General features: G+C 65.8%; 21 protein-coding genes. 15 read left to right on the top strand and 6 right to left on the bottom strand.

All coding sequences use genetic code 11. The features are described 5' to 3' along the window. Position 1 precedes the first annotated feature (1 nt). Entirely contained in the window at positions 2-397 is a 396-nt protein-coding gene (locus G361_RS0102295; RefSeq protein ID WP_231386758.1) for a hypothetical protein, read from the top strand. A 57-nt stretch (positions 398-454) separates the two neighbouring features. Here G361_RS0102295 and G361_RS0102290 read toward each other — a convergent pair whose 3' ends face one another. Continuing rightward, positions 455-694 carry a hypothetical protein gene (locus G361_RS0102290; protein ID WP_019925432.1) on the bottom strand — a complete coding sequence of 80 codons (240 nt, stop codon included), beginning with the start codon at positions 692-694 and terminating at the stop codon, positions 455-457. 203 nt (positions 695-897) lie between these two features. On the opposite strand from G361_RS0102290, the gene G361_RS49005 reads away from it, so the two are divergent. Both G361_RS49005 and G361_RS49000 read left to right on the top strand, forming a co-directional pair. Next, the gene (locus G361_RS49005; RefSeq protein WP_155981251.1) at positions 898-1,308 is read left to right on the top strand and encodes a hypothetical protein; all 411 of its coding nucleotides are present in this window, start codon (positions 898-900) and stop codon (positions 1,306-1,308) included. Between the two features lie 391 nt (positions 1,309-1,699). Next, complete coding sequence (locus G361_RS49000) at positions 1,700-2,185, top strand: S-4TM family putative pore-forming effector (protein WP_155981250.1); 486 nt, start codon at positions 1,700-1,702, stop codon at positions 2,183-2,185. Here G361_RS49000 and G361_RS0102280 read toward each other — a convergent pair. Then, positions 2,170-3,042, bottom strand: a complete 873-nt coding sequence (locus G361_RS0102280; RefSeq protein WP_026342606.1) for an IS3 family transposase — start codon at positions 3,040-3,042, stop codon at positions 2,170-2,172. The genes G361_RS49000 and G361_RS0102280 overlap by 16 nt on opposite strands. Before the next feature lie 11 nt (positions 3,043-3,053). Then, positions 3,054-3,353: a transposase gene (locus tag G361_RS50090; protein WP_196814393.1), complete on the bottom strand. Its 300-nt coding sequence runs from the start codon at positions 3,351-3,353 to the stop codon at positions 3,054-3,056. A 34-nt stretch (positions 3,354-3,387) separates the two neighbouring features. On the opposite strand from G361_RS50090, the gene G361_RS48995 reads away from it, so the two are divergent. The 5 genes from G361_RS48995 to G361_RS46580 all read left to right on the top strand — a co-directional run bounded on the left by G361_RS48995 (position 3,388) and on the right by G361_RS46580 (position 7,695). Continuing rightward, positions 3,388-3,906, top strand: a complete 519-nt coding sequence (locus G361_RS48995) for an S-4TM family putative pore-forming effector (RefSeq protein WP_155981249.1) — start codon at positions 3,388-3,390, stop codon at positions 3,904-3,906. 1 nt (position 3,907) lies between these two features. Then, positions 3,908-4,786 (top strand): SMODS domain-containing nucleotidyltransferase, encoded by an 879-nt coding sequence (locus G361_RS48990; RefSeq protein ID WP_155981248.1) that lies wholly within the window; start codon positions 3,908-3,910, stop codon positions 4,784-4,786. A 618-nt stretch (positions 4,787-5,404) separates the two neighbouring features. Beyond that, positions 5,405-5,914 carry a helix-turn-helix domain-containing protein gene (locus tag G361_RS0102265; protein ID WP_019925427.1) on the top strand — a complete coding sequence of 170 codons (510 nt, stop codon included), beginning with the start codon at positions 5,405-5,407 and terminating at the stop codon, positions 5,912-5,914. 606 nt (positions 5,915-6,520) lie between these two features. Beyond that, positions 6,521-7,096 carry a TetR/AcrR family transcriptional regulator gene (locus tag G361_RS0102255; protein WP_196814392.1) on the top strand — a complete coding sequence of 192 codons (576 nt, stop codon included), beginning with the start codon at positions 6,521-6,523 and terminating at the stop codon, positions 7,094-7,096. Continuing rightward, on the top strand, positions 7,093-7,695 hold the full coding sequence (locus G361_RS46580) for a hypothetical protein (RefSeq protein ID WP_019925424.1): 603 nt from the start codon (positions 7,093-7,095) through the stop codon (positions 7,693-7,695). The genes G361_RS0102255 and G361_RS46580 overlap by 4 nt, the downstream gene beginning before the upstream one ends. A gap of 78 nt (positions 7,696-7,773) precedes the next feature. On the opposite strand, the gene G361_RS41955 is transcribed toward G361_RS46580, so the two are convergent. Then, complete coding sequence (locus G361_RS41955; RefSeq protein WP_019925423.1) at positions 7,774-8,973, bottom strand: epoxide hydrolase family protein; 1,200 nt, start codon at positions 8,971-8,973, stop codon at positions 7,774-7,776. 115 nt (positions 8,974-9,088) lie between these two features. Between G361_RS41955 and G361_RS0102240 the strand changes: the two genes are divergently transcribed. Continuing rightward, positions 9,089-9,691 carry a TetR/AcrR family transcriptional regulator gene (locus G361_RS0102240; RefSeq protein ID WP_019925422.1) on the top strand — a complete coding sequence of 201 codons (603 nt, stop codon included), beginning with the start codon at positions 9,089-9,091 and terminating at the stop codon, positions 9,689-9,691. A 27-nt stretch (positions 9,692-9,718) separates the two neighbouring features. Here the strand turns inward: G361_RS0102240 and G361_RS0102235 are convergent, their stop codons facing one another. Further along, on the bottom strand, positions 9,719-11,278 hold the full coding sequence (locus tag G361_RS0102235) for an amino acid permease (protein WP_019925421.1): 1,560 nt from the start codon (positions 11,276-11,278) through the stop codon (positions 9,719-9,721). Between the two features lie 436 nt (positions 11,279-11,714). Between G361_RS0102235 and G361_RS0102230 the strand changes: the two genes are divergently transcribed. After that, the gene (locus G361_RS0102230) at positions 11,715-12,740 is read left to right on the top strand and encodes a hypothetical protein (RefSeq protein ID WP_019925420.1); all 1,026 of its coding nucleotides are present in this window, start codon (positions 11,715-11,717) and stop codon (positions 12,738-12,740) included. 56 nt (positions 12,741-12,796) lie between these two features. Continuing rightward, the gene (locus G361_RS41950; RefSeq protein WP_019925419.1) at positions 12,797-13,450 is read left to right on the top strand and encodes a hypothetical protein; all 654 of its coding nucleotides are present in this window, start codon (positions 12,797-12,799) and stop codon (positions 13,448-13,450) included. Positions 13,451-13,492: 42 nt separating this feature from the next. On the opposite strand, the gene G361_RS0102220 is transcribed toward G361_RS41950, so the two are convergent. Next, on the bottom strand, positions 13,493-14,482 hold the full coding sequence (locus G361_RS0102220; protein WP_019925418.1) for a hypothetical protein: 990 nt from the start codon (positions 14,480-14,482) through the stop codon (positions 13,493-13,495). A gap of 264 nt (positions 14,483-14,746) precedes the next feature. Here G361_RS0102220 and G361_RS46575 point away from each other — a divergent pair, with 264 nt between their 5' ends. The 4 genes from G361_RS46575 to G361_RS41935 are packed head-to-tail and all read left to right on the top strand — an operon-like array spanning position 14,747 to position 23,214. Next, a complete protein-coding gene (locus tag G361_RS46575; RefSeq protein ID WP_019925417.1) occupies positions 14,747-15,559 on the top strand; it encodes a DUF2306 domain-containing protein in 813 nt (270 codons plus the stop codon). Between the two features lie 28 nt (positions 15,560-15,587). Continuing rightward, positions 15,588-18,617, top strand: coding sequence for a non-ribosomal peptide synthetase (locus G361_RS0102210; RefSeq protein WP_019925416.1), 3,030 nt, complete (start codon positions 15,588-15,590; stop codon positions 18,615-18,617). Between the two features lie 15 nt (positions 18,618-18,632). Continuing rightward, a complete protein-coding gene (locus tag G361_RS41940; RefSeq protein ID WP_196814390.1) occupies positions 18,633-19,856 on the top strand; it encodes a cytochrome P450 in 1,224 nt (407 codons plus the stop codon). Between the two features lie 58 nt (positions 19,857-19,914). Continuing rightward, entirely contained in the window at positions 19,915-23,214 is a 3,300-nt protein-coding gene (locus G361_RS41935; protein ID WP_155981246.1) for a condensation domain-containing protein, read from the top strand. Positions 23,215-23,449: the final 235 nt, after the last annotated feature.

The following is a 23,449-nucleotide window of genomic DNA, read 5'->3' as shown; positions in this document are numbered from 1 at the left end:
CGTGAGCGACAACGATCATGGCGGTCAGATCTTTCGCGAGGCCTGGATCACTGGCGTCACCACGCATTTTCCGGGCACGCCGAAGGACAGCTACATCACGCCGTGGGAGAACACGCCGGACGACTGGGAACGAGTCAGTGCGGCAGCGGTCTACCGACAGGTCGTTGACTTCATCAAGGTGACGGACGGTGCCGCTGCTCGGTTGAGCGCGGAGTTGAAAGGGCAGTTCGTCGCGATCTGCTGGATCGGGCAGATTCTGGCGCGGATTCCCGACCCGAAGCCAGGCTATATTGCGCCGTGGGATCAGCTGCCCGAGTGGCAGCAGAAGACCGACATCGGCATCTTCGAGGCGATCGAGCGGGATGTGACGGCGGCCGAGGTTACGGCGGATTCGTAAGCTGAGCCGAAAAGCGCAGGGGTAGAGGTTGGGGAACTGGTCTTCAACCTCGGGCGGTTAGTTCCGCTCGACAGCGGTCGGCGACGATAGTGCTGCCCGAACTTCTGCGTAGAGATCACCCAAAGTGCGGGGAGCGTCGTCCCGAATTTTCTCACTTCCCACCAGATCCTCGTCCACCTCGAACTCGAAGTCCTCGTCGATGGTGTAGACGCCGTGCTCGTCTGGGTCGATCCCGATCAGGGCCGGACCATCCAGGCGATAGAGTGTGCCGGTCTCGGGTGCGTGGAAGTATTTCATATATAGTTTTGTACCTCTTCTAATGGTACTTCTATTATGCGCCGGTGGGTGCTTGTTTACAATATTCGGAACCGAAAAATGCGCTATTACGTATCAACGCTCCCAGCCTCCTGGTAATCTTCGACCGCCGCTCGCCACCAATACCACCGCCAGGTTGCCCACACGCTTGCCGCGATAGCTGGAATACATTAATCTGGGAATATATGAAATACACGAAATTGCCCTACACGCCATCAACTATCGACAGCGCGCTCTCGATCAGCCCGCAAGGCCGCATCGGCCTGACCAAGGTCTTCATCTCGATCAACCGCATTGAGTCGTCATCGCGAGCGTTTCTGTACCTCGATGACAGCCGGACATCCATGGCAATTGATTTCACCGATGCTGATGACGACACCGCTTATCCGATCGCTTTCACTCAACAGAGCGGGGGTTTCATCAATGCCAAGAAGTTTTTCCAGCAAGCTCATATTGAGTTGGAAGGCCTCGGAGGTCGTTATTCATACAAGCAGATGCCAGCGAAGTCGATAGGCCTCACCGGCGGGAAACAGGAAGTACTTGTGGTCGACCTTGAACATCCGGTAAAAACCGGAGTAAAGGTCGAAATCGACTAATCAGGCGAAGCGTCCATATCGTAGAAGAATATCGGGACAGCCCGCTGTTTGATACGGAATGGATGATCCGATATGCGGCCTTCGCCGCTAAGGTGCGAGAACTGGACAGTCGGTAAGGTATGTCACGTACGCCGCAGCTCGCACCACGCTCCAAAGTTGCCAGTGCACTGTGCCTGGCCGGGCGATTTTTGCCGCTCCGCGCTTTTGGCGCTAGGCTTACCCGGCGGACCGGACCCCGATTGGCAGCGATCATCACTCGATGTGCGAGCGAACGGCATAAGGTCCATCGAAGTGAAGGAACTGCCTGGGGTCATCTAGTTGGCAGTTAATATCTTTATGCGCAGGAAATAGCAGTTATTGTTCCATTGGAAAGGTGAACGGACTAGCCCGCATGGCCGTAGGTGAGGTACACGAGTATACAGTTCCAGATAGCCAGCGCATCGCGGCCACTCAAAACGAGGTCGCCGCTCTACGACTACTGCTGGCGCAGAGAAGGCTGTACTCGCTTTCTAAGCGATGGCTCAGTCTTCGCTGGCTCGGCATGCTCGTTATAGCTTTAGTAGCACCACCCGTCGCGGTTATCTGGCCAAAACTGGCCGTCATTGCGGGCGCCGCTGCTGGTTTGTGGGTTTTCCTTGGCCGCACAATCTTGCTGCAACTGGAACGTAATCGAACCGAGCAGGCTGCGTCCGTGCAAGAGCAGTTCGATTTCACCATTTACGGTATGCCTGCCAGTGGCCGACGTACCAAGCTTCCATCGCTGGAGACAATCTCACTTCTGGCCGGTCCAGACGACGCGATCGAATCGAAGGCACAAAAGCAAAATCTGACTGGAGTGTTCCCGGTTGAATGGACACCGGATCAAGCCGCGATCTGACTGATTTCCCTGAATCCTAACGCATATTCCATTGGTGTCAAATAGTTGAGAGCTGAATGCCTGCGCTGAACGTTGTAGTAGTTCTCGATCCAGCCGAACGTCGCCTTCCGGAGAACCTCGACCGTCGGCCACGGACGGGTATGGATCAGCTCTTTCTTGTAGGTCGCGAACAGTGATTCCGATACGGCATTATCGAAACAAGATCCAGTCCGACCGAGGGAACGGCGGATACCGTTCCGGCGGCAATACCGGTCGAACTCTCGTGAGGTATATTGCGCTCCCCGGTCGCTGTGAAAAATGATACCCGGCTCCGGCCGGCGACGCCCGAGCGCCATATCCAGGGCCTCCAAAACCAGGCTTGTACGCATATGATCCGCCACGGCCCACCCGATCACCGACCGGTCGTGTACATCGATCACCGTGGCCATGTACGCCCACCCGGACCAGGTCTTCACATACGTGATGTCGCCACACCAGCGCCGGCCCGCACCGCCCCCGGTAGCGAAGTCCCGGCCGATCAGATCCGGCGCGCCGACCGGTCGCGTACCCGCAATCGTGGTCCGCCGGAACGACTTCGGATGTCGTCCTTGCAGGCCCGCGGCCCGCATCAACCGCCACACCCGCTTACGTGACACCCGCCACCCCGCCACCGCCAGGCCGGCATGGATCCGGCGCACACCCGGATTACCGCGCAGCTTCTCGAACATCGCCGCGATCAGCCCGGTCAGCGTGACATCCTCCCGGTCCCGGCCGGACACGGCCCGGCCACGCCACGCGTAATACCCCGACCGGGAAACACCCAGTTCCCGGCACATGAATTCGACACCGAAATCCCCGGACTCGACCCAGCCCGCGATCGCAGCGAACTTTACCGCTGGTCTTTCGCGAACCAGGTCGCAACTTTTTTTGCGAACGCGACCTGCATCTTCAGCTCCGCGTTCTCCGCACGCAAACGCTCCAACTCGGCCCGCTCCGAGTCGGTCAAATCCCGATCAGCGGAATCACCGCCACCGGATTCCTTCGCCTTCTTCAACCAATTCCTCAACGTCATCTCGTGGACACCGATATTCCGCGCCACCTCAGCCACCGGCCGACCTTCATCCCGGACGAATCCTACCGCCTGAGCCCTGTACTCATCAGTAAACCTACGCCGCGTCGATCCCAACACCGAACTCCCGTCCTACCGGGCAGCTTCGACCCTCGTGTCCACCAAACCGGGAACGGTCCAGACGAACTGGTACCCTATTGAGCGGGAGCAGCGCGGGATTGTGACGGTGGCCATCTGCCAGCGCGCTAATGCTTCATATTGGGATCAGTTGCTCAGAACGACGGCCCGTGTATGGATCTTTGCACTGGTTCTGTGGACTGTTGCCCTAATCATCGCGAGCTTCGTATTCAACCTGTCTTTGGAGCGATTCCTACTGGGCATGGCCTTCCCACTGCTTCCGGCAGCCCTGGATGTCTGGGAATACTGGGTAAGCATTCGTAGGGCGAGTCGGGAACGGCGAGAAATGTCCGTCGCCATCGAAGATAAACTTGCTGACAACGCGAGTGGACTTGAGAGTCAGGACCTATTGGTCTGGCAGGAACGACTGTTCGATATGCGTCGATATTCTCCGCAGGTTCCTAACCTGATCTACAAGTTCAGACGAAAGCGAAACGAGGCAGCCATGACGACAGCAGCACAGCTGCTCTCGCGGCAAGTAGGGCAGGGCAACTAACGTGGCTACTACGACTGCGCAGGCGTTCAATGAATTTTATGACGCAATCAAGGAAGACACCACGGTCACAGGTGAAGTTTCAGCTCGCAAAGCCTATGTGGTAAACGCTCTCGAAAAAGCTTTTCCGTCGACATCGACGATGCAGTATCAGTCAACTAAGATCATAGGATCTCTTGGTCGTCATACAGCGAGCCGACCATTTGAAGATATCGACCTGCTCGTTCATCTGCACGTCGAGGCCGACCTGTGGAGTACGAAGTACATATATAATTCTGCCGATTTTCTGTACAGGGTTCGCCGCGAGCTGAACGACGCCTCACCCGTTAAGAAAATTGGTGCTCGCGGACAGGCTGTTCGACTATTCTATACGAGTGGCCCTGTTGTGGATGTTGCTGCGGTGGTTAAGTACACTACCGGAGGATACGGGATTCCTGATGGCTCGGGCGGATGGATAACGACCGATCCTATCGAGCACGAGTCGTATATGAATAGAAGGAATTCCGAACTTGGCGGAAATCTTAAACGGTTTGTAGTCATTGTCAAGCAGTGGAATAATGCGCACAGCAGTTGGTTGATGTCGTTTCATTTAGAGATGATGGCGGCCCGCACATTTACCTCACTTGGTACTAATAATCGCAAGGCGCTGCAAGTTTTCTTCAACTACAATCGACAAAATCTCAGTGTTCAGGATCCTGCCGGGTACGGCGGTGACATCGCTACATATCTTGCCTGGGGTGCGCGGGACGCTGTTAATGCAGCGCTGTTGTCTGCTCGAAATCGTGCAGATGACGCGCTTGCAGCGGAAGAACGTGGTGACCATAAAGAGGCGATACGTCAATGGAGGATCGTTCTTGGCTCGGATTTCCCCGCCTACGGATAGGCTGTGGCCAGCAGCAAATTAACTACAGGGCATATTTATAATTTCACGGTTTTGAAGCGCCGCCCGCACACTGCTCCTCGCCTTGCCTAGTTCCCGGGCGATCGCTCCGTACGACTCGCCGGCCTCGTGAAGCTGAACCGCCAGCCTCGCCTCATCCTCCGTCAACCCCTGCCGCCGCATCTGAACCCCCGCCTCCCGCAACAACTTCAGCACGCCGCCCTTGGACAACTGGTACCGCTTGCACAGCTCCGGGGTAGAGGTTCCAGCCTCGTAGGCCGCCGCTAGTTCGGTGATCGTGGCAGGTGACAATCGGCGATCAAGTCGCCGAATCTGCGGCAGTTGGGACGTTTTCGCTGGTCGACCAGGTGCGGCACCCTCAACCCGCTCGATCACTCGGCGTAGGTGATCCGGGTTCCACTGGTTCACATACCGTCCCAGTATCTCGACCATCGCAAAACCCCTCCTGACCTGGTCAGGAGTGGTTTTCGCATCTCTGCCGAAGGGGCCGCTTCGGACTCGGTCGTGGCCAGTTGTGGACCAGGGCCTAGCTCCGAGGCATCTCGGGCACAGCGAGTGTGACGTAGCTTCGACTTTAGCAGTAACTCGGGAGAGGTCGCCATGGCGAACCGGATCAGGCTGGAAGACCGGGAATGTCCGCTGTCCACGACTGTGCAGCATGTCGGCGAGTGGTGGACGCTGCTGATCCTGCACGACGCCTTCGACGGCTACTCCCGCTTCGACCAGTTCCAGGACAACCTCGGTATCTCCTCCAGCATGCTCACCGCCCGGCTGAAGACTCTCGTCGCGGACGGATTGCTGGAACGTCGCCCCTACCAGAGCAATCCTGTCCGCTACGAGTACCTGCTCACCGATCTGGGTCGAACCTTGCGTCCGGTGATCCTCGCCCTGGCCGCGTGGGGCAACTCCCGCCTTGCGCCCGAACAGCGCAGCATGATTCTCGTCCACGCCACCACCGGCGACGAAGTCGAACCGGTGGTCGTCGACGCCGGAACCGGCCGCCGGCTCGACGACAGTGACACCTACGTCTTCACCGCAGGCCCCGCAGCCGGCACCGCGATGCGAAACCGCTATGCCCCGCGACAGGCGACACCTACGCACACCGATTGAGCAGACCGAGACCCCGGCTCCCCGACGGAAGGACTCGTTCTTCGATCCGCTGCAGCGCCTCGGACTCGCGCCGGCCGGACCGGTCCTGTTGTCCCGCTTGCTCTCCGGGCTGCATCATCCCCTCCACCTGCCCGTCGACGGAACGGGTACGTCGTCCCACGGAACGAGCGCGCTCCACCTCTGGACGCCCCGAATCTGGGTTCGTCCAGCGGCCGGGTCCAGATATCGTCCACCCCGGCCGGCGTGCGGTGCACGGCCGCCACCGGTACGTGCAGCGGCACCTTCACCACCGGAACCCGGGTCACACTGACCGCGGCCGTCTCCGCCGAACTCGCTCGGGTACGGCCGCTGGTGTGGCTGGGCTGCGTCGCGGCCGGATCATCGACGACCTTGGCGGAATGCCGCCGACGCGCCGGCGGCTGACCCCGCATCCACAGACGGCTGTATCGGACGGGCGCGTGTCGGTCCGTCCGGTCAGCGACGAAACCCGTTGCCCAGCAAGCTGATCAGGGTCGCGGGCGCGACACGGTATGGCGTTAGACACTAACATTTGATAGTCTCTAACATATGAGTCGCGATGAGCCGGGCCTGCGTGAGATCCGACGAATGAAGACTCAGCGAGCCATTCAGGAGCACGCGATGCGGCTGTTCACCGAACGCGGCTACGACGCCACCACCGTCGCCGACATCGCGGCCGCGGCGGAGGTGTCGTCGATGACCGTGTTCCGCCACTTCCCGACCAAGGAAGACCTCGTCATGGCCGACGAGTACGACCCAGTGATCATCGACGCGATCCGCGCCCGGCCGGCCGACGAGCCCCTGCTGCGTCGGATCGGCGCCGCGCTGGTCGAGACGACCGCCGATCACGACGTGGCCGACCGAGCCATCCTGCTGGCACGGCTGCGTCTGGGGTTGTCGGTACCCGCTCTGCGGGAACGGATGTGGGACGGCCAGTACCGCAGCCAGTGCCGCATCGTCGAAGCGCTGCGCGGCGAAAGCCCCGATCCCGACGTCGAATTCGAGCTGTGGGTCGCCACCGGCGCGTGCCTGGCAGCCGTGTCCGCCGCACTGATCCGGTGGGCCGAACACGACGGCGAGGAAGACCTGCCCGGCTTGATGACCACCGCCCTGGACCTGCTCACCGCAACCCCACCATCCGGTATCACGAGGAGACAACCATGACATCGACCGGAATCCGCAGAGTCGTCACCGGTTACGGGCCGGACGGTCGCGCCACCGTGGTTTCCGACCGGCGCGTCGCTTCGATCAGCCCCGACCAGGGCGACAAATGGTCGATCTGGTCCGCCGACGCCCCGGTGAGCTTCCCCGACAACGGCACCCCGCCGCCGTTCCGCGGACCGCTGCTGCCCGCGCCGGGCGGCTTCCACATCACGGTGTTCACGCTGCCGCCCCACTTCGATCCGGACACGATGTGGGGCACCGACGACCCCGCCGAACGCGAAAAACTGTTCGAGGCCACCATCGACCCCGACACCCATCCGATCCTCGCCGACCCGAACCCCTACGGCTATGCGACCACCCGGGGCTCTTCCGCCCTGCACGCCACCGCGTCCATCGACTGCCTCATGCAGATCTCCGGCGAATCCGTATTCGTCCTGGAAGACACCGAGATCCGGCTGCAACCCGGTGACTGGCTGATCGTCAACGGCGTCCCCCACAGCTGCCGCAACGACCTCGACCGACCCGCGGTGCTGGTCGGCACGGTCATCGGAGCCCACCACAGCGGCATCCCCCTGCGGCACCCCGACCGCACCGAATGACGATCCACACCACCTCCCGACCGAAATCCCACACTCACCGGCGAACTCCGCACCACCTACGCTCGGATCCTGTCCGGCTCATCCCGCATGGATCGACCACGCGGAGGTTCCGTTTCGGGAACGAAGGCTCCTGAGGCCGGTGCGGATTTCACTGATCAGGATGTCGGGCTGCTCCAAGGCTGCGAAATGGCCGCCCTTGTCGGCCTCACCGTAATGAATCAAGTCGGCATAGGTGTCTTCGATCCAGCTTCGCGGCAGGCGCGGAATATCGCGTGGGAATACGGTCACCGCAACCGGCAGCGTGAGCTTCGGCCCGGCGAGACCGGCCGACTTGTTCTCCCAGTAGATCCGGCCGGATGACGCGGCACTGTTCGTGAACCAGTAGAGGGAAATCGCGTCCAGCATGTCATCGATGCCGAGCGCGTCCTCGGCGAGCCCGCGATTGTCCGTCTTGGATTGAAACTTCTCGTAGATCCAGGCCGCCTGGCCGGCCGGAGAGTCTGCCAGCGCGAATCCGACGGTCTCCGGCTTCGTGGCCTGCAGGTGGTTCGATCCGCCGAGGTCACCGGTGTAGTGGGCGAGGGTGTCGACGGCGTAGCGCTCTTCGGGTGACAGGGTGTCGGGTATCTGCGCGGGAAAAGCATATTGGGTGTTCAAGTGGATACCGAGCAGACCCTCGGGCCGCACGGCCCCGAGGGCGGAGGTGACGACGGCACCCCAATCACCGCCTTGAGCGGCCCAGTTCTCGTAGCCGAGGCGCGTCATGAGTTCCACCCACGCGCTTGCGATGCGGGAAACCGTCCACCCCGTCTCGGTCGGCTTCTGGGAAAATCCGAATCCGGGCAGCGACGGGACGACCACGTCGAAGGAATCTTCGACGCTTCCGCCGAATGCCACCGGATCGGTCAGCGGGCCGATCAGTTTCAGGAATTCGACGATCGAACCCGGCCATCCGTGCGTCAGGATCAGGGGCATCGCATTCGGATTCTCGGACCTGACATGGATGAAATGAATATCGAGCCCATCGATCGTGGTCAGGAATTGCGGGAAACGATTGAGCTCCGACTCGAATCGACGCCAGTCGTATTCTCGTTCCCAGTAGTCGATCAACGATCTGACATTCTCCGAGCGGACACCTTGCGACCAGTCGGGGACGGTTTCCGGATCCGGCCATCGCGTTCTGGCCAGTCGCTGCTTCAAGTCCTCGATCTCGGCGTCGGAGATCGCGACGGTGAACGGGCGAACGAGAGTCGAGGGCGCCGGGGTCGATGCGGTCATTGCCTTGTTCTCCTGAACTCTTGCCTCACAGTGCAGCGATCCGCTGCACACCAGTGTGCAATGCACACTGGTGTGCAATCTACGTCATTGCACACCGATGTGCAATGATGATCGGATGGCGCAGATCGAATCCGCTCGGGCGCGCTCCATGAGCGACACCCGGCGTCTCATCCTCGACGTCGCACTCGAGGTCCTGGGGCAGAACCCGGACGCGGGGATGGGCGAGGTCGCCGCCGCCGCCGGCGTGGTCCGCCGCACCGTCTACGGCCACTTCCCCACCCGCGCCGACCTCGTGCGGACCCTCGCGCAACAGGCGGTACACGAGATCGTCGCCGTGCTCACCGAGGCCGACGCGTCCGACAGCGCGGCCGACGCGGTATGGGTCGATTTCATCGCCCGCATGTGGCCCTTGGCGCACCGGTACCGAGTGCTTCTGGCCCTTCGGCGTGGCGAGTACGGCGCGGAAATCCACGCCCTGCTGGGACCGGTCGACGAGATCCTCGCCGACCTCGTGCAACGAGGCCAGGACACCGCGGCGTTCGGACGGCACCTACCCGCGGACATCCTCAGCCAGGTCGCCTACGCCGCCGTGTTCGCCATCGCGGACAACCACAGTTCCGACGGAACCCTCGGCGTCCGCGCGGCAACGACCACCAGCCTGCTCACCCTGGGAGTTCCCGAGCCGCGCGCACGAGCTCTCGTGGACCGACAGCCGTGACGCGCAGCAGTCGACAAGCAGTACCGGTCAGGTGTCGATCGTGGTCTTCGGCCCGGTGAACCACTTCTTGACCGACAGATGCCAGGCGGCCCACAACAGGACCAGGGCGCCGAGCACGACGATCGGGGTGTAGTTCACGAACTTCCAGGCGAAGTCCGGCGACCAGGGTGCGCCCGCTTCCGCGGTCGGGAACATGGCGATCACCGCGGTGACCAGGATTTCGACCACTGCCAGTGGCGCCATCCATTTGTATTTCGAGCCCAGGGTCCACGTGCCGGCCGGGAACGAGTCACCGGCCTTCCAGCGCAGGAAGATCGGGATCGCGAAGGACAGGTAGAGGCCGACCACGCCGATGGATACGACGGCGTAGAAGGCGACCGGAGTCGGCGAGCCGTTGATGTCCACCTTGACCAGCGCGGGCAGCGTCAGGACGATGCTGATCACCGCGGTGGCGAGCACCGTCCCCACCGGCACGTGCTTGCCGCTCAGCTTGGACAGGGTGCCGGCAGCGGGAATCGCCCGGTCCCGGCTGAACGCGTACATCATGCGCGAGGTCGAGGTCATGCAGGCGAAGACGCAGAAGAACTGGCCGGCAGTGGAAATGATCAACACCGCGCCGGTCCAGTTGTGGCTCAAGGCCTGTCCCAGCAGAGCCGGGACGGCACCGTTGGCCTTGGTCAGCCCGTTCTCGTCCTGCACGGCGAACAGGAAGGCCAGCAACAGGATCCAGCCGCCGATACCGGAGTACAGGATGGACCGCCAGATACCCTTGGCCGCCGCATGGGAGGCCGACTTGGTCTCCTCGGACAGATGCGCGGAGGCGTCGTAGCCGGTGATCGTGTACTGGGTCAGGATCACCGAGATCGGCAGCACGAACAGCAGGAAGCCGGCGCCACCGGTGGAGCCGCCGAAGAATCCGGTGTTGTTCACGGTGTGGGTGAACACCGCACCGAGGCTCGCGTGGTGGTCGGGCAGGGCGAACAGGATCACCACGACCGCCCCCGCGCCGACCACGTGCCACCACACCGAGATGTTGTTGAGGACGGCCAGCAGGTGCGAGGAGAAGATGTTCACGGTCGCGGCCAGCGCCAGAATCACGATGAACTCGAGGAAGACGCGAGTCAGGCTGTAGCCGTCGGCCCAGCTCTGGCTGAAGGTGCCCACCACGGTGTCGAAGAACGACGCGCAGCCGTAGGCGACCGACGCGGTGACCGCGAGCAGGCCGATCATGTTCAGCCAGCCGGTGTAGTACCCGGCCCGCGGCCCGCCGAGTTTACTTGCCCACCAATAGATCCCACCGGAGGTCGGGAACGCCGACACCAGTTCCGACATACAGAACCCGATCACCAGGATCAGCAGGGAGACCGACGGCCAACCCCACGCGACGGCCGCGGGGCCGCCGTTGTTCCAGCCCAGCCCGAAGCTGGTGAAACAGCCCGACAGGATCGAGATCATGGAGAACGAGATCGCGAAATTGGAGAATCCTGACCAGGATCTGGTCAATTCCTGTTTGTATCCGAGTGCGGCCAGCGCCGCTTCGTCGGAGTCGTCCGCCGAGATTTTCGCCCCGGCCTCGACACTCACCATGGACGCCTCCACTCTCGCAATTCCGGCGGTCCGGGGAGTCCCCGGACCGCGACTGATCGAGCATCGAGCTGGGGTGTTTCGGCGGGCGACCTCGGCCGTTAGGTTCACGTAAGAGCGTGTTTCGGCGCGGAAAAGAAACGTCCCGACCCGCGGGCACCACGACGCCGTCGGGCCCGCGACCGGTGACGATATCGATATCGGCTGCGGTGTTGCCCGCGGTGGAGCGCGAGAGGATCATGAATGGGGGCATTGCCGCAGTTCAGCACGTGCGGACCGGCAGTCGTACAGTTGTCGTCCGCGGCAGTCGTAGCGCGGGACAAGATGCCTGATTCTCTCCCTCGCGCCCACTCGGGCGTATCGGCGGCAGTGCCTCGGAAGGTCCCGTGCAGACCTCGTCGGTTCCGGAAGTCAGGAAAACTCCGACACGAGGAGGGTCATGACCTTATCGGCAGAACAGCTCGAACTGCACGACCGGATGGTGACGGCGATGGAGGAGGTCCAAGCCGGGATCCTGGCTCTGGAGCCGGTACGCGGCATCGGTGTCGGGTTGCGCAAGGAGAACGGCAGGCTGACCGATGAGCTCGCGATCATCATCTATCTGCGAGGCGACCCGGGCGATCTGGCGCACCGCCTACCCACCACGATTCGGGACTACCCCGTCGCGGTGCAGGAGGCGGATTTCCAGCCACAGGCCTTGGCCACCGAGAAACGAGTGTCGGCCAAGGCCGACACGAAGCGCTACAACCCGCTGCTCGGCGGAATCAGCATGGCTCCCAGCCGGTTGACGGACGGTGCGGGAACGCTCGGCCTGATCGTCCGGGGCAACTACGCCCATGAGGAAGCCATGATGCTGAGCAACTATCACGTCATGTGCCTGAAGGACGGCTTGGCCCAGCCCGGCGACGAGATGTGCCAGGAAGCACGCAGCGACAACACGATCGGGTGGTGCGGAAACTGTGCGGAGCTGCGGCGCTGGTTCGTCGGCAACATCCCCCTCGCGAGCAAGGAATACGGTGTCGACGCGGCGGTGGCGGTCAAGACGGCACGCGATGCGCTGATCAGCGAAGTGGTGTCGATCGGAAAGCTGCTGGGCACCGGCGAACCCGCGGTCGGCATGGCGGTCCGGAAACGCGGCCGCACCACCGAATTGACCAGCGGCCGGATCCAGTCGATCTCGGCGTCGATCCTGGAGTCCGTCGGCCCGCCGCACGGCGATGTCGTCATGTCGAACCAGATCACCGTCGTCGGCGATATCGGACCGTTCTCCGCCAAGGGCGACAGCGGGTCGGTCTATGTGAACCCCGCCGCGAACAAGGTGGTCGGCCTGCACTGGGGTTCCACGACCGCCGACGGTGATTCGGTGGGCAACCACATCAGCGCGGTCATCGCGGCGCTGAACATCTCGATACCGAGCGCGCCGGATGATGTCGTCCGGGCCGCCGAGGAGCCCGGGCCGAGCTAGAACTCACCGCGCGGTTGTGTTCCGTTCTTTCGCTACTCGGATTCAGGAGGATCGAAATGACGAATTTGATAACCCGCCAGACCGAGGTCTTCTACACCGATCCCTGGCCCCCGGTCGTCTACCCGCTCGAGGGCGCGGCCGAGGAGTCCTTCTCGATCGAGGTCTCGGGATTGGGGCAGCTGACCGGTCTGTCCTACACCGTTCCCGCGCACGCTTCCGGGACGATCAAGGCGAATCTCCAGATATCCGCTCTGACCAGCGAGGATGTCAAAAACCTGAACAGTCTCGCGCTCTCGATGCTGAGCGCGTCCGTACAGGAGACGGTGCGTGAGCAGACGAAGACCTCGACCAGTGCGGAACTGACGCTGTGGACCTGGTTCTTCGGGAACGCCAAGGGATCGGCGTCCTATGAATCGACCTACGAGTCGATGCGATCGATGGGACTGACACCCGAGCAGATCACCAAGTTGATGGAGGCCTTTCTCGACCGCGCATCGAAGATGTCCACGGTGGAGATCAACTTCTTCATCAACAATCTGGAGAACGATTATTCGGTGTCCGGTGATCTGTACCTGTACACGGTCTCCGGGACGGTGAAGACCCAGAAGTCCACTCAGCAATATCGCATGCTGGCCGACCAGGCCGCCGCGGGTGGACCCCCGCCGACCGGCGGTGGCGCGCCGTCGACGGGCAATATCATCAAGTTGTGAGTGCGGGCGGACCGGCTGGGGTGCCGGCCGGATCCGCCTCTCTCACCCGGTGGCCGCGGGTGTGGTGTTGTTCGTGTCCCACCAGGTGAGGACACGGGTGGCGTGGAAGGTGAGCCATGGGGAGGGTTGGCCTTCGGGGGCGTCGGTGTCGAACCAGACGCGGCCGGGGTGGGGCTTTCCCTGGAGCCAGGTGCCGTCGGGTTGCCTTGCGGCGCGGACGAGTTCGATGGCGTCGGCCATGCGCGGGTCCGGTGGGATGCCGTCGTGGCGGGCGGCGGCGCGGAAGTAGTCGGCGGCGTTGAGGATGCTGTAGGTCCAGCGGGGTGGGTTGATGAAGCGTACGGTCCAGTCGCCGACCGGTTCGCCGGTGGTCAGGCGGCGGAACAGGTTGCGCTGCAACAGGTATTCCTGACCGGCGTGGCGGGCGGCGCGGGTGGCGTCGGTGCCGCCGGTGGCGATCTCGTGCGCGAGCAGGCCTTTGAGGGAGTTGAGGGTGGAGTGGAAGGAGGAGCGGGTGGAACCCTCGACCCATTCGCAGTTCCAGCCGCCGTCGGGCAGGCGATGGTCGACGAACCAGTCCGCGATGCCGGTGACGTCGGCGCCGAGCCAGACGCCGTTGGCGAGGGTCCAGCCGTTGATGCAGCAGTCGACTTCGCCGGCCCAGTAGGGGAGGTTCTCGTATTCCCAGCGGCTGTGCTCGGCGAGCAGTTCGGCGGTGTGGTTCTTCTGGAGGACCGCGGCGTCGAGTCCCCACTCGCGCAAGGTGTTCAGGGTCCAGGTGGTGGCGGTCCAGGGCTGGCCACTGGTCTCGCGGCTGCCGAAGTCGAAGTCGGCGGGGAAGAACGCGCCGCCGGCCCATTGACCGTCGGGGTCCTGCAGGGCGAGCAGTCGTGCGCCGTGGCCTTCGGTGGCGACTCGGGCGCGGGTCTCCGTCCACACGTCGGGGGGTTCGTGGAGCAGGTCGCGTTCGACCTGCCACCGCAGGGCAGGGTCGGAATCGGTCAGCCAGGCGATCGGCACCTCGGACGTCATGTCCGCCGACTCTAGCGAGTCCGGCCGTCGGACGCAGGGCTTCACGGCGTGTCGGTGGTCGCGCGTTTCGTGCCAATAGTGTGGTGCCACAAGGTGTCACGCGAACAGGGGACCACCTCGCGGCGGCGCGGTGGGACATTCTCGGACAGGTGTGGCGGTGTGCGATCGGTCGGCCGCCCAGGCTCCCAGGAGACCGAGATGAACGGCCAGAGCACCACGACGGCACGGCGTCGACCGCAGGGGCGATTCTCGTTCCCCTTGACTGTGTTCGGAATCGCGGCCGCGGTGTCGGTCATCTTGTTGTGGACGTATTTCCGGGTCTGGGATCCGAGTACGGCTCGATTCTCGATGCGGTTACATCCGGTGTTCTTCCCGCTGCTGCTGGTGCACATCACCGGCGCCTCGGTGGCGATGGCCACCTGTGTCGCCCAGTTGTGGCCGTGGTTGCGGCGGCGGCATCCACGGATTCATCGGTATATCGGGTGGGTCTATGTTTTCGGCGGGGCCGGAATGGCCTCCAGCGCCGGACTGATCCTGCTGGCCGTATGGCCGGAACCGCCGCTGAACGAATTCAGTGACATCATCACCGGCGCGATCTGGTTCGGCGCCACCGTCGCGGCCTATCGGTTCGCACGGCAGAAGCGATACGCCGATCACCGGCGGTGGATGCTGCGCAGTTTCGCCATCACGGCGTCGTTTCCCATCACCTTGATCTTCTTCATCCCGCTCGGCTGGATCCTGCGCGCGGACGCGCATTCGCAGTTCTCCGCGAGCCAGCTCGCCTTCTCCGAGATGCGATCCGGCCTGAACACCTGGCTCAGCTGGGTCATCCCGATCCTGGCGGTCGAATGGTGGATGGACCGGGATCTGCTGCGCCGGTCACGCGCGGCGCGGCGCGAGGTGGGGGCCGAATCACGCGGGCCCGCAGCGGTTCCCGCGGTGCGGCCGGTCGAAACACGTGTTCCGGCACGCGAATCCGCCGATTCGCCGGTCGCCGTCGCCGAATCCGCCGACTTCGCAACCGAATCGACCGTGCCGGTGCCCGAAACGGTGGCGGGCTCGGCGCCAGCCGTCTGAGGCGAACCGTGATCGATCAGGAGTGTCCGTGAGCGGCATACCCCCATTCACCGACCACGACGACCCGGCCACCGTGCCGGATCTGATCCGGGCTCGTGCGCGACGGTCGCCGGACGCGGTCGCGGTGGAATCCGCGGGACAGGCGCTGACCTACCGGCAGTTGATCGCCGAGGCGGACGCGACGGCCGCACGCCTGCGTGAGATCGGCGTCGGGCCGGGCGATCTCGTGGCGGTGGCGGTACCACGCGGGGCGGATCTGATCACGGCCCTGCTCGGCGTGCAGTTCTCCGGTGCGGCCTACATTCCGCTGGACCCCGCGCATCCGGCCGAACGGCTCGCCTACATCGTCGCCGACGCCGCGGCGTCGGTCCTGCTCACCCCGGACGCCGCCGGATCGCCGGAACTGTCGGACATCGCGCGAATTCACTTGAACGACATCGATGTTCGGCGCGACACCGGATGCGCCGCGGCGCTGCCTCCGGATTCCGCCGCCTATGTCGTCTACACCTCGGGGTCGACGGGCCGCCCGAAAGGCGTACTGGTGACCCACCGCGCCTTCGCCAACTTCATGCGATCCATGCGGGACCGGCCCGGGCTGCCGGACGGTCTGGTGCTACCCGCGGTGACCACGGTCTCCTTCGACATCGCCGCGCTGGAGCTGTTCGGGCCGCTGGTCGCCGGCGGCCGGGTGGTCGTGGCGGGCCCGGCCGAGATCCGCGACCCGCAGCGGCTGGCCCTACTCCTGGCCGGCACCGGCGCGCGCACGATGCAGGCGACGCCGATCACGTGGCGGTTGCTGCTGGAGGCCGGCTGGACGCCGCCGCCGGACTTCACGGTGCTCTGCGGTGGTGAGCGGCTGCCGGCCGAACTGGCCGATCGGCTGCTCGGCGCGGGGGTCGTGCTCTGGGATCTGTACGGTCCCACCGAGACGACCGTGTGGTCGTCGGTCACCCGATACCAGCGGGGTGTGCCGCCGGAGTTCCGGGCCGTCCGGGACACCACCCTGCACCTGCTCGACGACCGGTTGCGGCCGGTGCCGACCGGCGAGGACGGTGAGCTGTACATCGGCGGCGCGGGGCTGGCCGCCGGATATCTGCATCGCTCGGGCCGGACCTCCGCGCGATTCGTCGCGGACCCGTACGGCCGGCCCGGCGCGCGGCTGTATCACACCGGCGACATCGCCCGCCGGCACGAGGACGGCCGGATCGAAATCCTCGGCCGCAGCGACGATCAGATCAAGATCCGCGGCTTCCGGATCGAGCCCGGTGAGATCGAGTACGCGCTCGAGCAGCATCCCGAGGTGGCCGAGGCCGCGGTGCTGGCGGTGGACGAGGCCGGGACCGCCGCACTGGTCGGCTACGTGCGGCCCGCCGACCCGGCGGCGCCGCCGGCGGCCGACCGGCTGCACCGCCATCTGGCGAGATCCCTTCCCGCGCATATGGTTCCGGCGCGGTATGTCGTCCTGGACCATTTCCCCCGGACCCAGAATCGCAAGCTCGATCGTTCCGCGCTGCCGGTAGGCGTGCACACCACCGGCGCGGCGACACCGGCGGCGGGCAGCGGTACCGAGCAGTTGATCGCCGCGATCGTGGCCGAGGTGTTGCGACGACCCGCGATCGGCGTGCACGACGACTTCTTCGCACTCGGCGGGGATTCGCTGCGGGCCGTGCAGATCGTCCTGCGGCTGAACGAGGAATTGCGGACCGAGGTGCCGATCAACGCGCTGTTCGAGACGCGAACCGTCGCCGGGCTGGCCGCGGTGCTCGACGGCGACGCCGGACCGGAACCGGAGCCTCGTGCCCTGCCGGACGGCCGGGCCGCGCGGCTGTCGGCGGCGCAGTGGCGGCTGTGGCTGTCTCAGTCGTCGCGGCCGCACAGCGTCGTCGACAACGCGGCGTTCGTCGTGCGGCTGCCCGGACCGCTCGATCCCGCGGCCCTGCGGCAGGCACTGACCGGCCTGTTCGAGCGACATGCCGTGCTGCGCACCCGATTCCGGTCCGACGCCGTCGGCCTGCCCGATATGCTGGTGGCGCAACCGGATTCGAATCCGCCACGGGAGGTGGACGGCGATCCGCGCGCGATTCTCGGTGCGGCACTGGGCCGGCCGTTCGATCTGGCCGCGGAACCACCCGTGCGGCTGTTCACGCTCCGCCACGCGACCGAGGACGCCACCCTGTTGCTCGTGGTCGTGCATCGGATCGCGGCCGACCACCGGTCCTGCGAGTTGATCGCGCGTGAGCTGCGAATGGCCTACCGGGGCCGCGCCACGCCGGCGCCGGCGCTGGGTTACGGCGACTACGCCGAATGGCAGCGCGACTACGCCACCGGACCGGCCGCGCAACGGCACCTGGACTTCTGGCGGACCACGCTGGCCGGACTCCGGCCGGCCGAACTGCGCTCGGATCGGCCGCGGCCGGAGATCCGCGATCATCGTTGCGGCACCGTACATTTCGGCGTGTCGGCCGAGGTGACGCGCGCGCTGACGGCCGATCGGGACGCGACGCTGTTCACGGTGCTGCTGACCGGTCTGTACGCGCTGCTGGGGCAGGCGACGGCCGGAACCGATCTCGCCGTGGGCATTCCGGTGCCGGGACGCGACCGGGCCGAGTGGGAACCACTGGTCGGCATGTTCGAGGAGACGGCGGTGATCCGGGTCGACGTCGGCGGGCGGCCGGGCTTCGCGGAGTTGCTCGGCCGGGTCGATACCGCGGTGCGCGGCGCGGTCGAGCACGCGGTGCTGCCGTTCGAGGATATCGTCGCGGCCTCGGGCACGGCCGCCGAGCCCGGCCGGCATCCGTTGTTCGACGTGTTCTTCGCGCTGGCACCGATTCCGGCCGACCGAGCCGAGTTCCCACTGCCGGACACGCCGGAGACGCGGTTCGACCTCGCCTGCCGGCTGACCGAACGACCCGACGGCGGGGTCGACGGCCGATTCGAGTACGCCACACAGCTTTTCGACGCGGCGACGGTCGTCGAACTCGCCGCCGACTACACCGGACTGCTCGCCGCCGCGGCGGCTGTCCCCGAAAGCGGGGAAGTGTCCACCGCCCCTCGCTGACGCACGATGATCGGCATGAGTGTCGGGATGCCCCTGGACCCGGTCGTCGACCGCACCGATCCGATTCCGGACATCGACCTGGCCGATCCCGATCCGGCGCAGCTGCTCGCGGCCGACCGGGTGCTGGCCGGGCTGCGTCCACGACACCGGGTCTTCCGGCACGGCGCCAAGAGCCGTCCCGGATTCTGGGCCGTCATCGGGCACGCCGAGACGCTGAAGGTGTATCGCGATGCCGCCACCTTCTCCGCCACCCACGGCATGACCCTCGACAGCCTGCGGCCGGAACCGGATCCGGCCAGCGGGATGATGGTCGAGGTGACCGATCCGCCGGAACATCGGCGGCTGCGCCGCAGCATCGGCGCGTTCTTCGCCGACGGCATCGTCGGCACGCTGTCCGACGACATCGACGAGTACGTCCGCGATCTGCTGATCCGGGTCCGCGAGGACGGCGGGACCGTCGATTTCGTGGCCGCGGTCGCGGCGCGGATCCCGACCTACGCCGCCGCACGCCTGCTCGGCCTGCCGAAGGACGATCTGGATTGGATCACGGCGCGGACGTCCCGGGTGTTCCTGTCCGGGCCGGACCAGCGCGCGGCGGCCGAGCAGGCCAACGGCGAACTGCTCGGCTACTTCGCCAAACTGCTGCGCACGAGCGCCGGCGCCGGCATCGTGCAGCGGCTGGCGGCGGGTACCGCCAACCGGGAGTCGCTGACCACCGGCGAGGTCGTTCTCAACGCGCTCAATCTGGCGATCGGCGGCACCACGACGGTCCGCAGCCTGCTGAGCAACCTCACCGTGGCGCTGATCGAACATCCGGAGATCTTCCCGGCGCTGCGTGCCAACCCGGAGGCGATTGCGGTGGCGGTCGAGGAGGCCGTGCGCTGGGCCAATCCGGTGCGGCATCTGGCGCGGGTGGCGACCACCGACGTGGAACTGGCCGGGGTGCGCATCCGGGCCGGCGATCCGGTGGTGGTGTGGCCCCGCGCGGCCAATCGCGATGCGGCCGTCTTCGATCGGCCGGACGAGTTCGACCTGCGCCGCCATCCGAACCCGCACATCGGCTTCGCGGCCGGTCCGCACAGTTGCCCCGGCTCCGGGCTGGGCCGGGTGCAGTTGCGGTCGATGCTGCGTCACACGGTGGAGCTCTTCGACGGCTTCGAGGCGGCCGGGCCGGGAAAGTTGTTGCGCTCCAACTTCATGCACGGTTACGCCGAGCTGCCGATACGCGCGCTCGGGTGAGCTCCTACCCGCTTTATGTGACATCCGCGGCGGCCGGGCCCGACCGTACTGTGCTGCTATGGCACGTCCTTCGGTGACCTCCTCCCCCGCTGATCCCGGCCCGGACCCGTCTCCCGGCGAGCGGTCGCTGCCACCGCGCACGCCGTACGAGGACGCGATCATCGACATCCTCCGGGAAGTGCTGGGGCACTCCGACATCGACGTCGGCGACGGCCTGCTCGCACTCGGCGAGCTGTCCCGCGCCCCGCAGGTGGTGGCGCAGATCCGCCGGACCATGGGGGTCGACGTCCCGGTCACCGACTATGTCGAGGCCCGGACCGTCGCCGGGCTGGCCGCGGTCGTGGCGGCGAAGTCGGTGGCGGCCCGCGCCACGGCCCGGCCGCAGGCCCTGGGCCGGCGGCCGGTGCGGGCCCGGCCGGTGCTGTCCTTCGATCAGCAGCGGCTGTGGCTGGAGAATCAGCTGCTGCCCGGCGTGATCTACAACGTGCACGGCCGCCGACGGATCCTCGGCGCGCTGAATGTGCCTGTCCTGCAAGAGAGTATCCGCACGATCATCGCCCGGCACGAGACGCTGCGCACCCGCTTCCCGGATACCGGGACCGAGCCGGTGCAGACGGTCGACGAGCCGGATCCGGCGTGGCGCATCCGGCTCGTCGACGTGTCGGAGTCCCCGGACCGGGCGGCGGAGGTGGAGCGGCTGCTGGACGAGGAGCTCACCACGCCGTTCGATCTGGCGACGGGTCCGCTGATCCGCTGCCTGCTGATCCGGGCCGGCGATACCGAGCACGTCCTCGGCGTCACGATGCACCACATCGTCTCCGACGCCTGGTCGATCGGCCTGTTCATCCGGGAGTTGACCGCGCTGTACCGGGCCGGCGGCGATCCCGGCCGGGCCGGACTGTCGGCGCTGCCGGTCCAGTACCGGGATTACGCTGTGTGGCAACGTGACTGGCTGTCCGGGGCGGCGCTGGAATCCCGGCTCGACCACTGGCGGCGGCATCTGCGGGAGGCGCCGCGGGTGCTGTCCATGCCGACCGTGCAGCGGCGCACCAGCGCGCTGCGCGCGGAGGCCGGGCAGGTCACCGCCGAACTCTCCGCGGCCGAGACCGCCGCATTGCACGAACTGTGCCGGACGCACGGCGTCACCTCGTTCATGGTGTTGTACGCGGTGCTGGCCACGGTGTTCGGCCGCTGGTCCGGGCAGTCGGACATCGTCGTCGGGGTGCCGGTCGCCGGTCGCAATGCGAGCCTCACCGATCGGATCATCGGGTTCTTCGTGAATCTGCTGCCGCTGCGGGTCGACCTGTCCGGCAATCCGCGTTTCGCCGATCTGCTGCAACAGGTCCGGGCCTCGGCCCTGGACGGGTACGCGCACGCGGACGCGCCGATGGACGAACTGGTCCGCGATCTGAACGTGGCCCGCGACCCGCGCCGCACACCGTTGTTCGAGGTGGTGCTGAACGTGGTCGCCAGTCCGGAGGCCGAGGAGGTCAGCACCCTCACCATCGAGCCGATCGAGACGCCGTCGCTGTTCAGCCGGTACGACCTGACCCTGACCGCACAGGAATCCGGTGGCGTACTGCGCTTCAAGATGGATTTCCCGGCCGACCGCTGTGATCCGCCGACCGGGCTGGCGCTGCTCGCGCAGGTGCGCACGCTGCTCGCCGCCGCGGTCGCCGATCCGAGCGTGCGGTTGCTGGAAGCGCCGGCGGAGGCCGGCGCGGAGGTCGGCACGGAAGCCGTGGACTTCCCGACGCCTGGTGCGAGCATCGCGTACCACGCGGCCGACCCGGATCGGATCGCCGTCGTCGTCGGAACGCGGACCCGTGGCTACCGGTGGCTGGACGCGACCGTACGGCAGGTGGCCGGGCTGTTCGCCGACCACGGGGTGACCGCCGGTGAGCGGGTCGGGGTGGTGCGCCGGCCGTCGGCGGCCTTCCTCGCCGCGCTGCTCGGCGCCGCCGCGGCGGGGGTGATCCCGGACGTGATCGAAACCGACGACCCGGCATTGACCGGGCCGCTGGAGCTGACGACGGTGCTGGATCCGGAACCCGTCGGCCTCTCCGCGGCGGGCACCATCCGGCTCACCGAACTACCGGAAACCGTTGCGCCGCTGAGCGTTGCGGCGACCCCGGGAACCGTTGAGGCGCCGGTGGATTGGGCGGCTGCGCGGTTCGGGTTCGGTCCCGAGGATCGGATCGTGGTGCTCACCAATCGGTCCGGTTATCTGACCTCGGCGATGTGTACCGCGTTCGCCGCCGGTGCCGCGCTGGTGATCCCGGATCGTTCGTTCGACGGTGATGTCGTCGCGCTGACCGCTTGGTTGCGGGACAGCGGTGTCACCGTGGCGTATCTCGATCCGCCGATTCTGCGCGGGCTCACCGGGCAGGCGGCGGTGCCGGAACTGCCCGCGCTGCGGTGTGTGGTCGTCGACAATCCCGGTGATCTGCTGCCGCACGACATCGAGGCGATGCGGCGGGTGTCGCCGGGTTGCCGTTGTGTGGCGGTGCATCGGATGGGGATCGACGGTCGGCCGCTGACCTGCTACGAAATTCCCGGTGCGCTGGTGGTGCGGGATGCGCCGCTGCGGGTGCGGCTCGGTGCACCCCTGCCGGGGCGGGCGGTGACGCTGCGCACCCCGGCAGGCGCGCCGGCCGCGATCGGTGAACTCGCCGAGCTGTGGGACGGCGCGGCACGCACGGGTGACCTCGCGCGGCGGTGGCCGGACGGGACATGGGAATACGCGGGGCCGGTGGGGTCGAATCCGGGATTCGACCCGATGGAGACGGTGTCGACGCTGCGCGACGCACCCGGTGTCCGCGACGCGTTGATCGTCGAGCAGCGTGAGGCCGACGGGACTCCGGTGTTGTTCGCGTATGTCGCCGGACCGAGCGGCAGTCAGAGTTCGATCACGATCCAGAACTATCTGCGGGCCCGCCTGCCCGATTACCTGCTGCCGCAAGAGCTTTTCGTGCTGGACGCGCTGCCGCGCACGCCGTGGGGCGAGTACCAGCTGTCGGCGCTGCCGCGGCCGACCGGCGAGGGCGGTGGCGCCGCCGACTATGCCGCGCCGCGCACTCCGATGGAGGAGGAGCTCACCGCCATCCTGCGCAGCCTGCTCGGCCTCGAGCGCGTCGGGATCTACGACAGCTTCTTCGAACTCGGCGGGTTCTCGATGCTCGCGACCCGGCTGGTCACCCGGGTACGGGAATCGTTCGCGATCGAGCTGGCGGTCAAGGACATCTTCGAGTCGCCGACCGTGGACGAGCTGGCGCGCCTGATCGTCCGGACGCAGGGTGAGCAGACGGGGCTCGATTTCTTCGAGGCGCTGCTGGCGGATATCGAGCAGGCCGGGTAGGCGCTCGCCGCACCGGATCTGCTGCGGGTAGTCGCGGAATCCCTACGTTCTCATACGGTTTCGGCGATTCGTCGGCACCGGCTTCCCGAGATGTTGCCCGAAAGGGTAATTCGGCGGTGCTGACGGCCCCACCGCGGAGCTTGCGGGTGGATGGTGGTGGGTCGAACGGTGCGACGGCCCGGAGTACGAGCGGGTCCGGTGGACTCGCCGGGTCCGGTGAACTCCGCCGGGTCAG

This window comes from Nocardia sp. BMG111209 (assembly GCF_000381925.1).
In the GTDB taxonomy this organism is placed as follows: domain Bacteria; phylum Actinomycetota; class Actinomycetes; order Mycobacteriales; family Mycobacteriaceae; genus Nocardia.
Note: the sequence above shows the minus strand (reverse complement) of the source record. Positions and strands in the feature narration are given on the sequence as shown.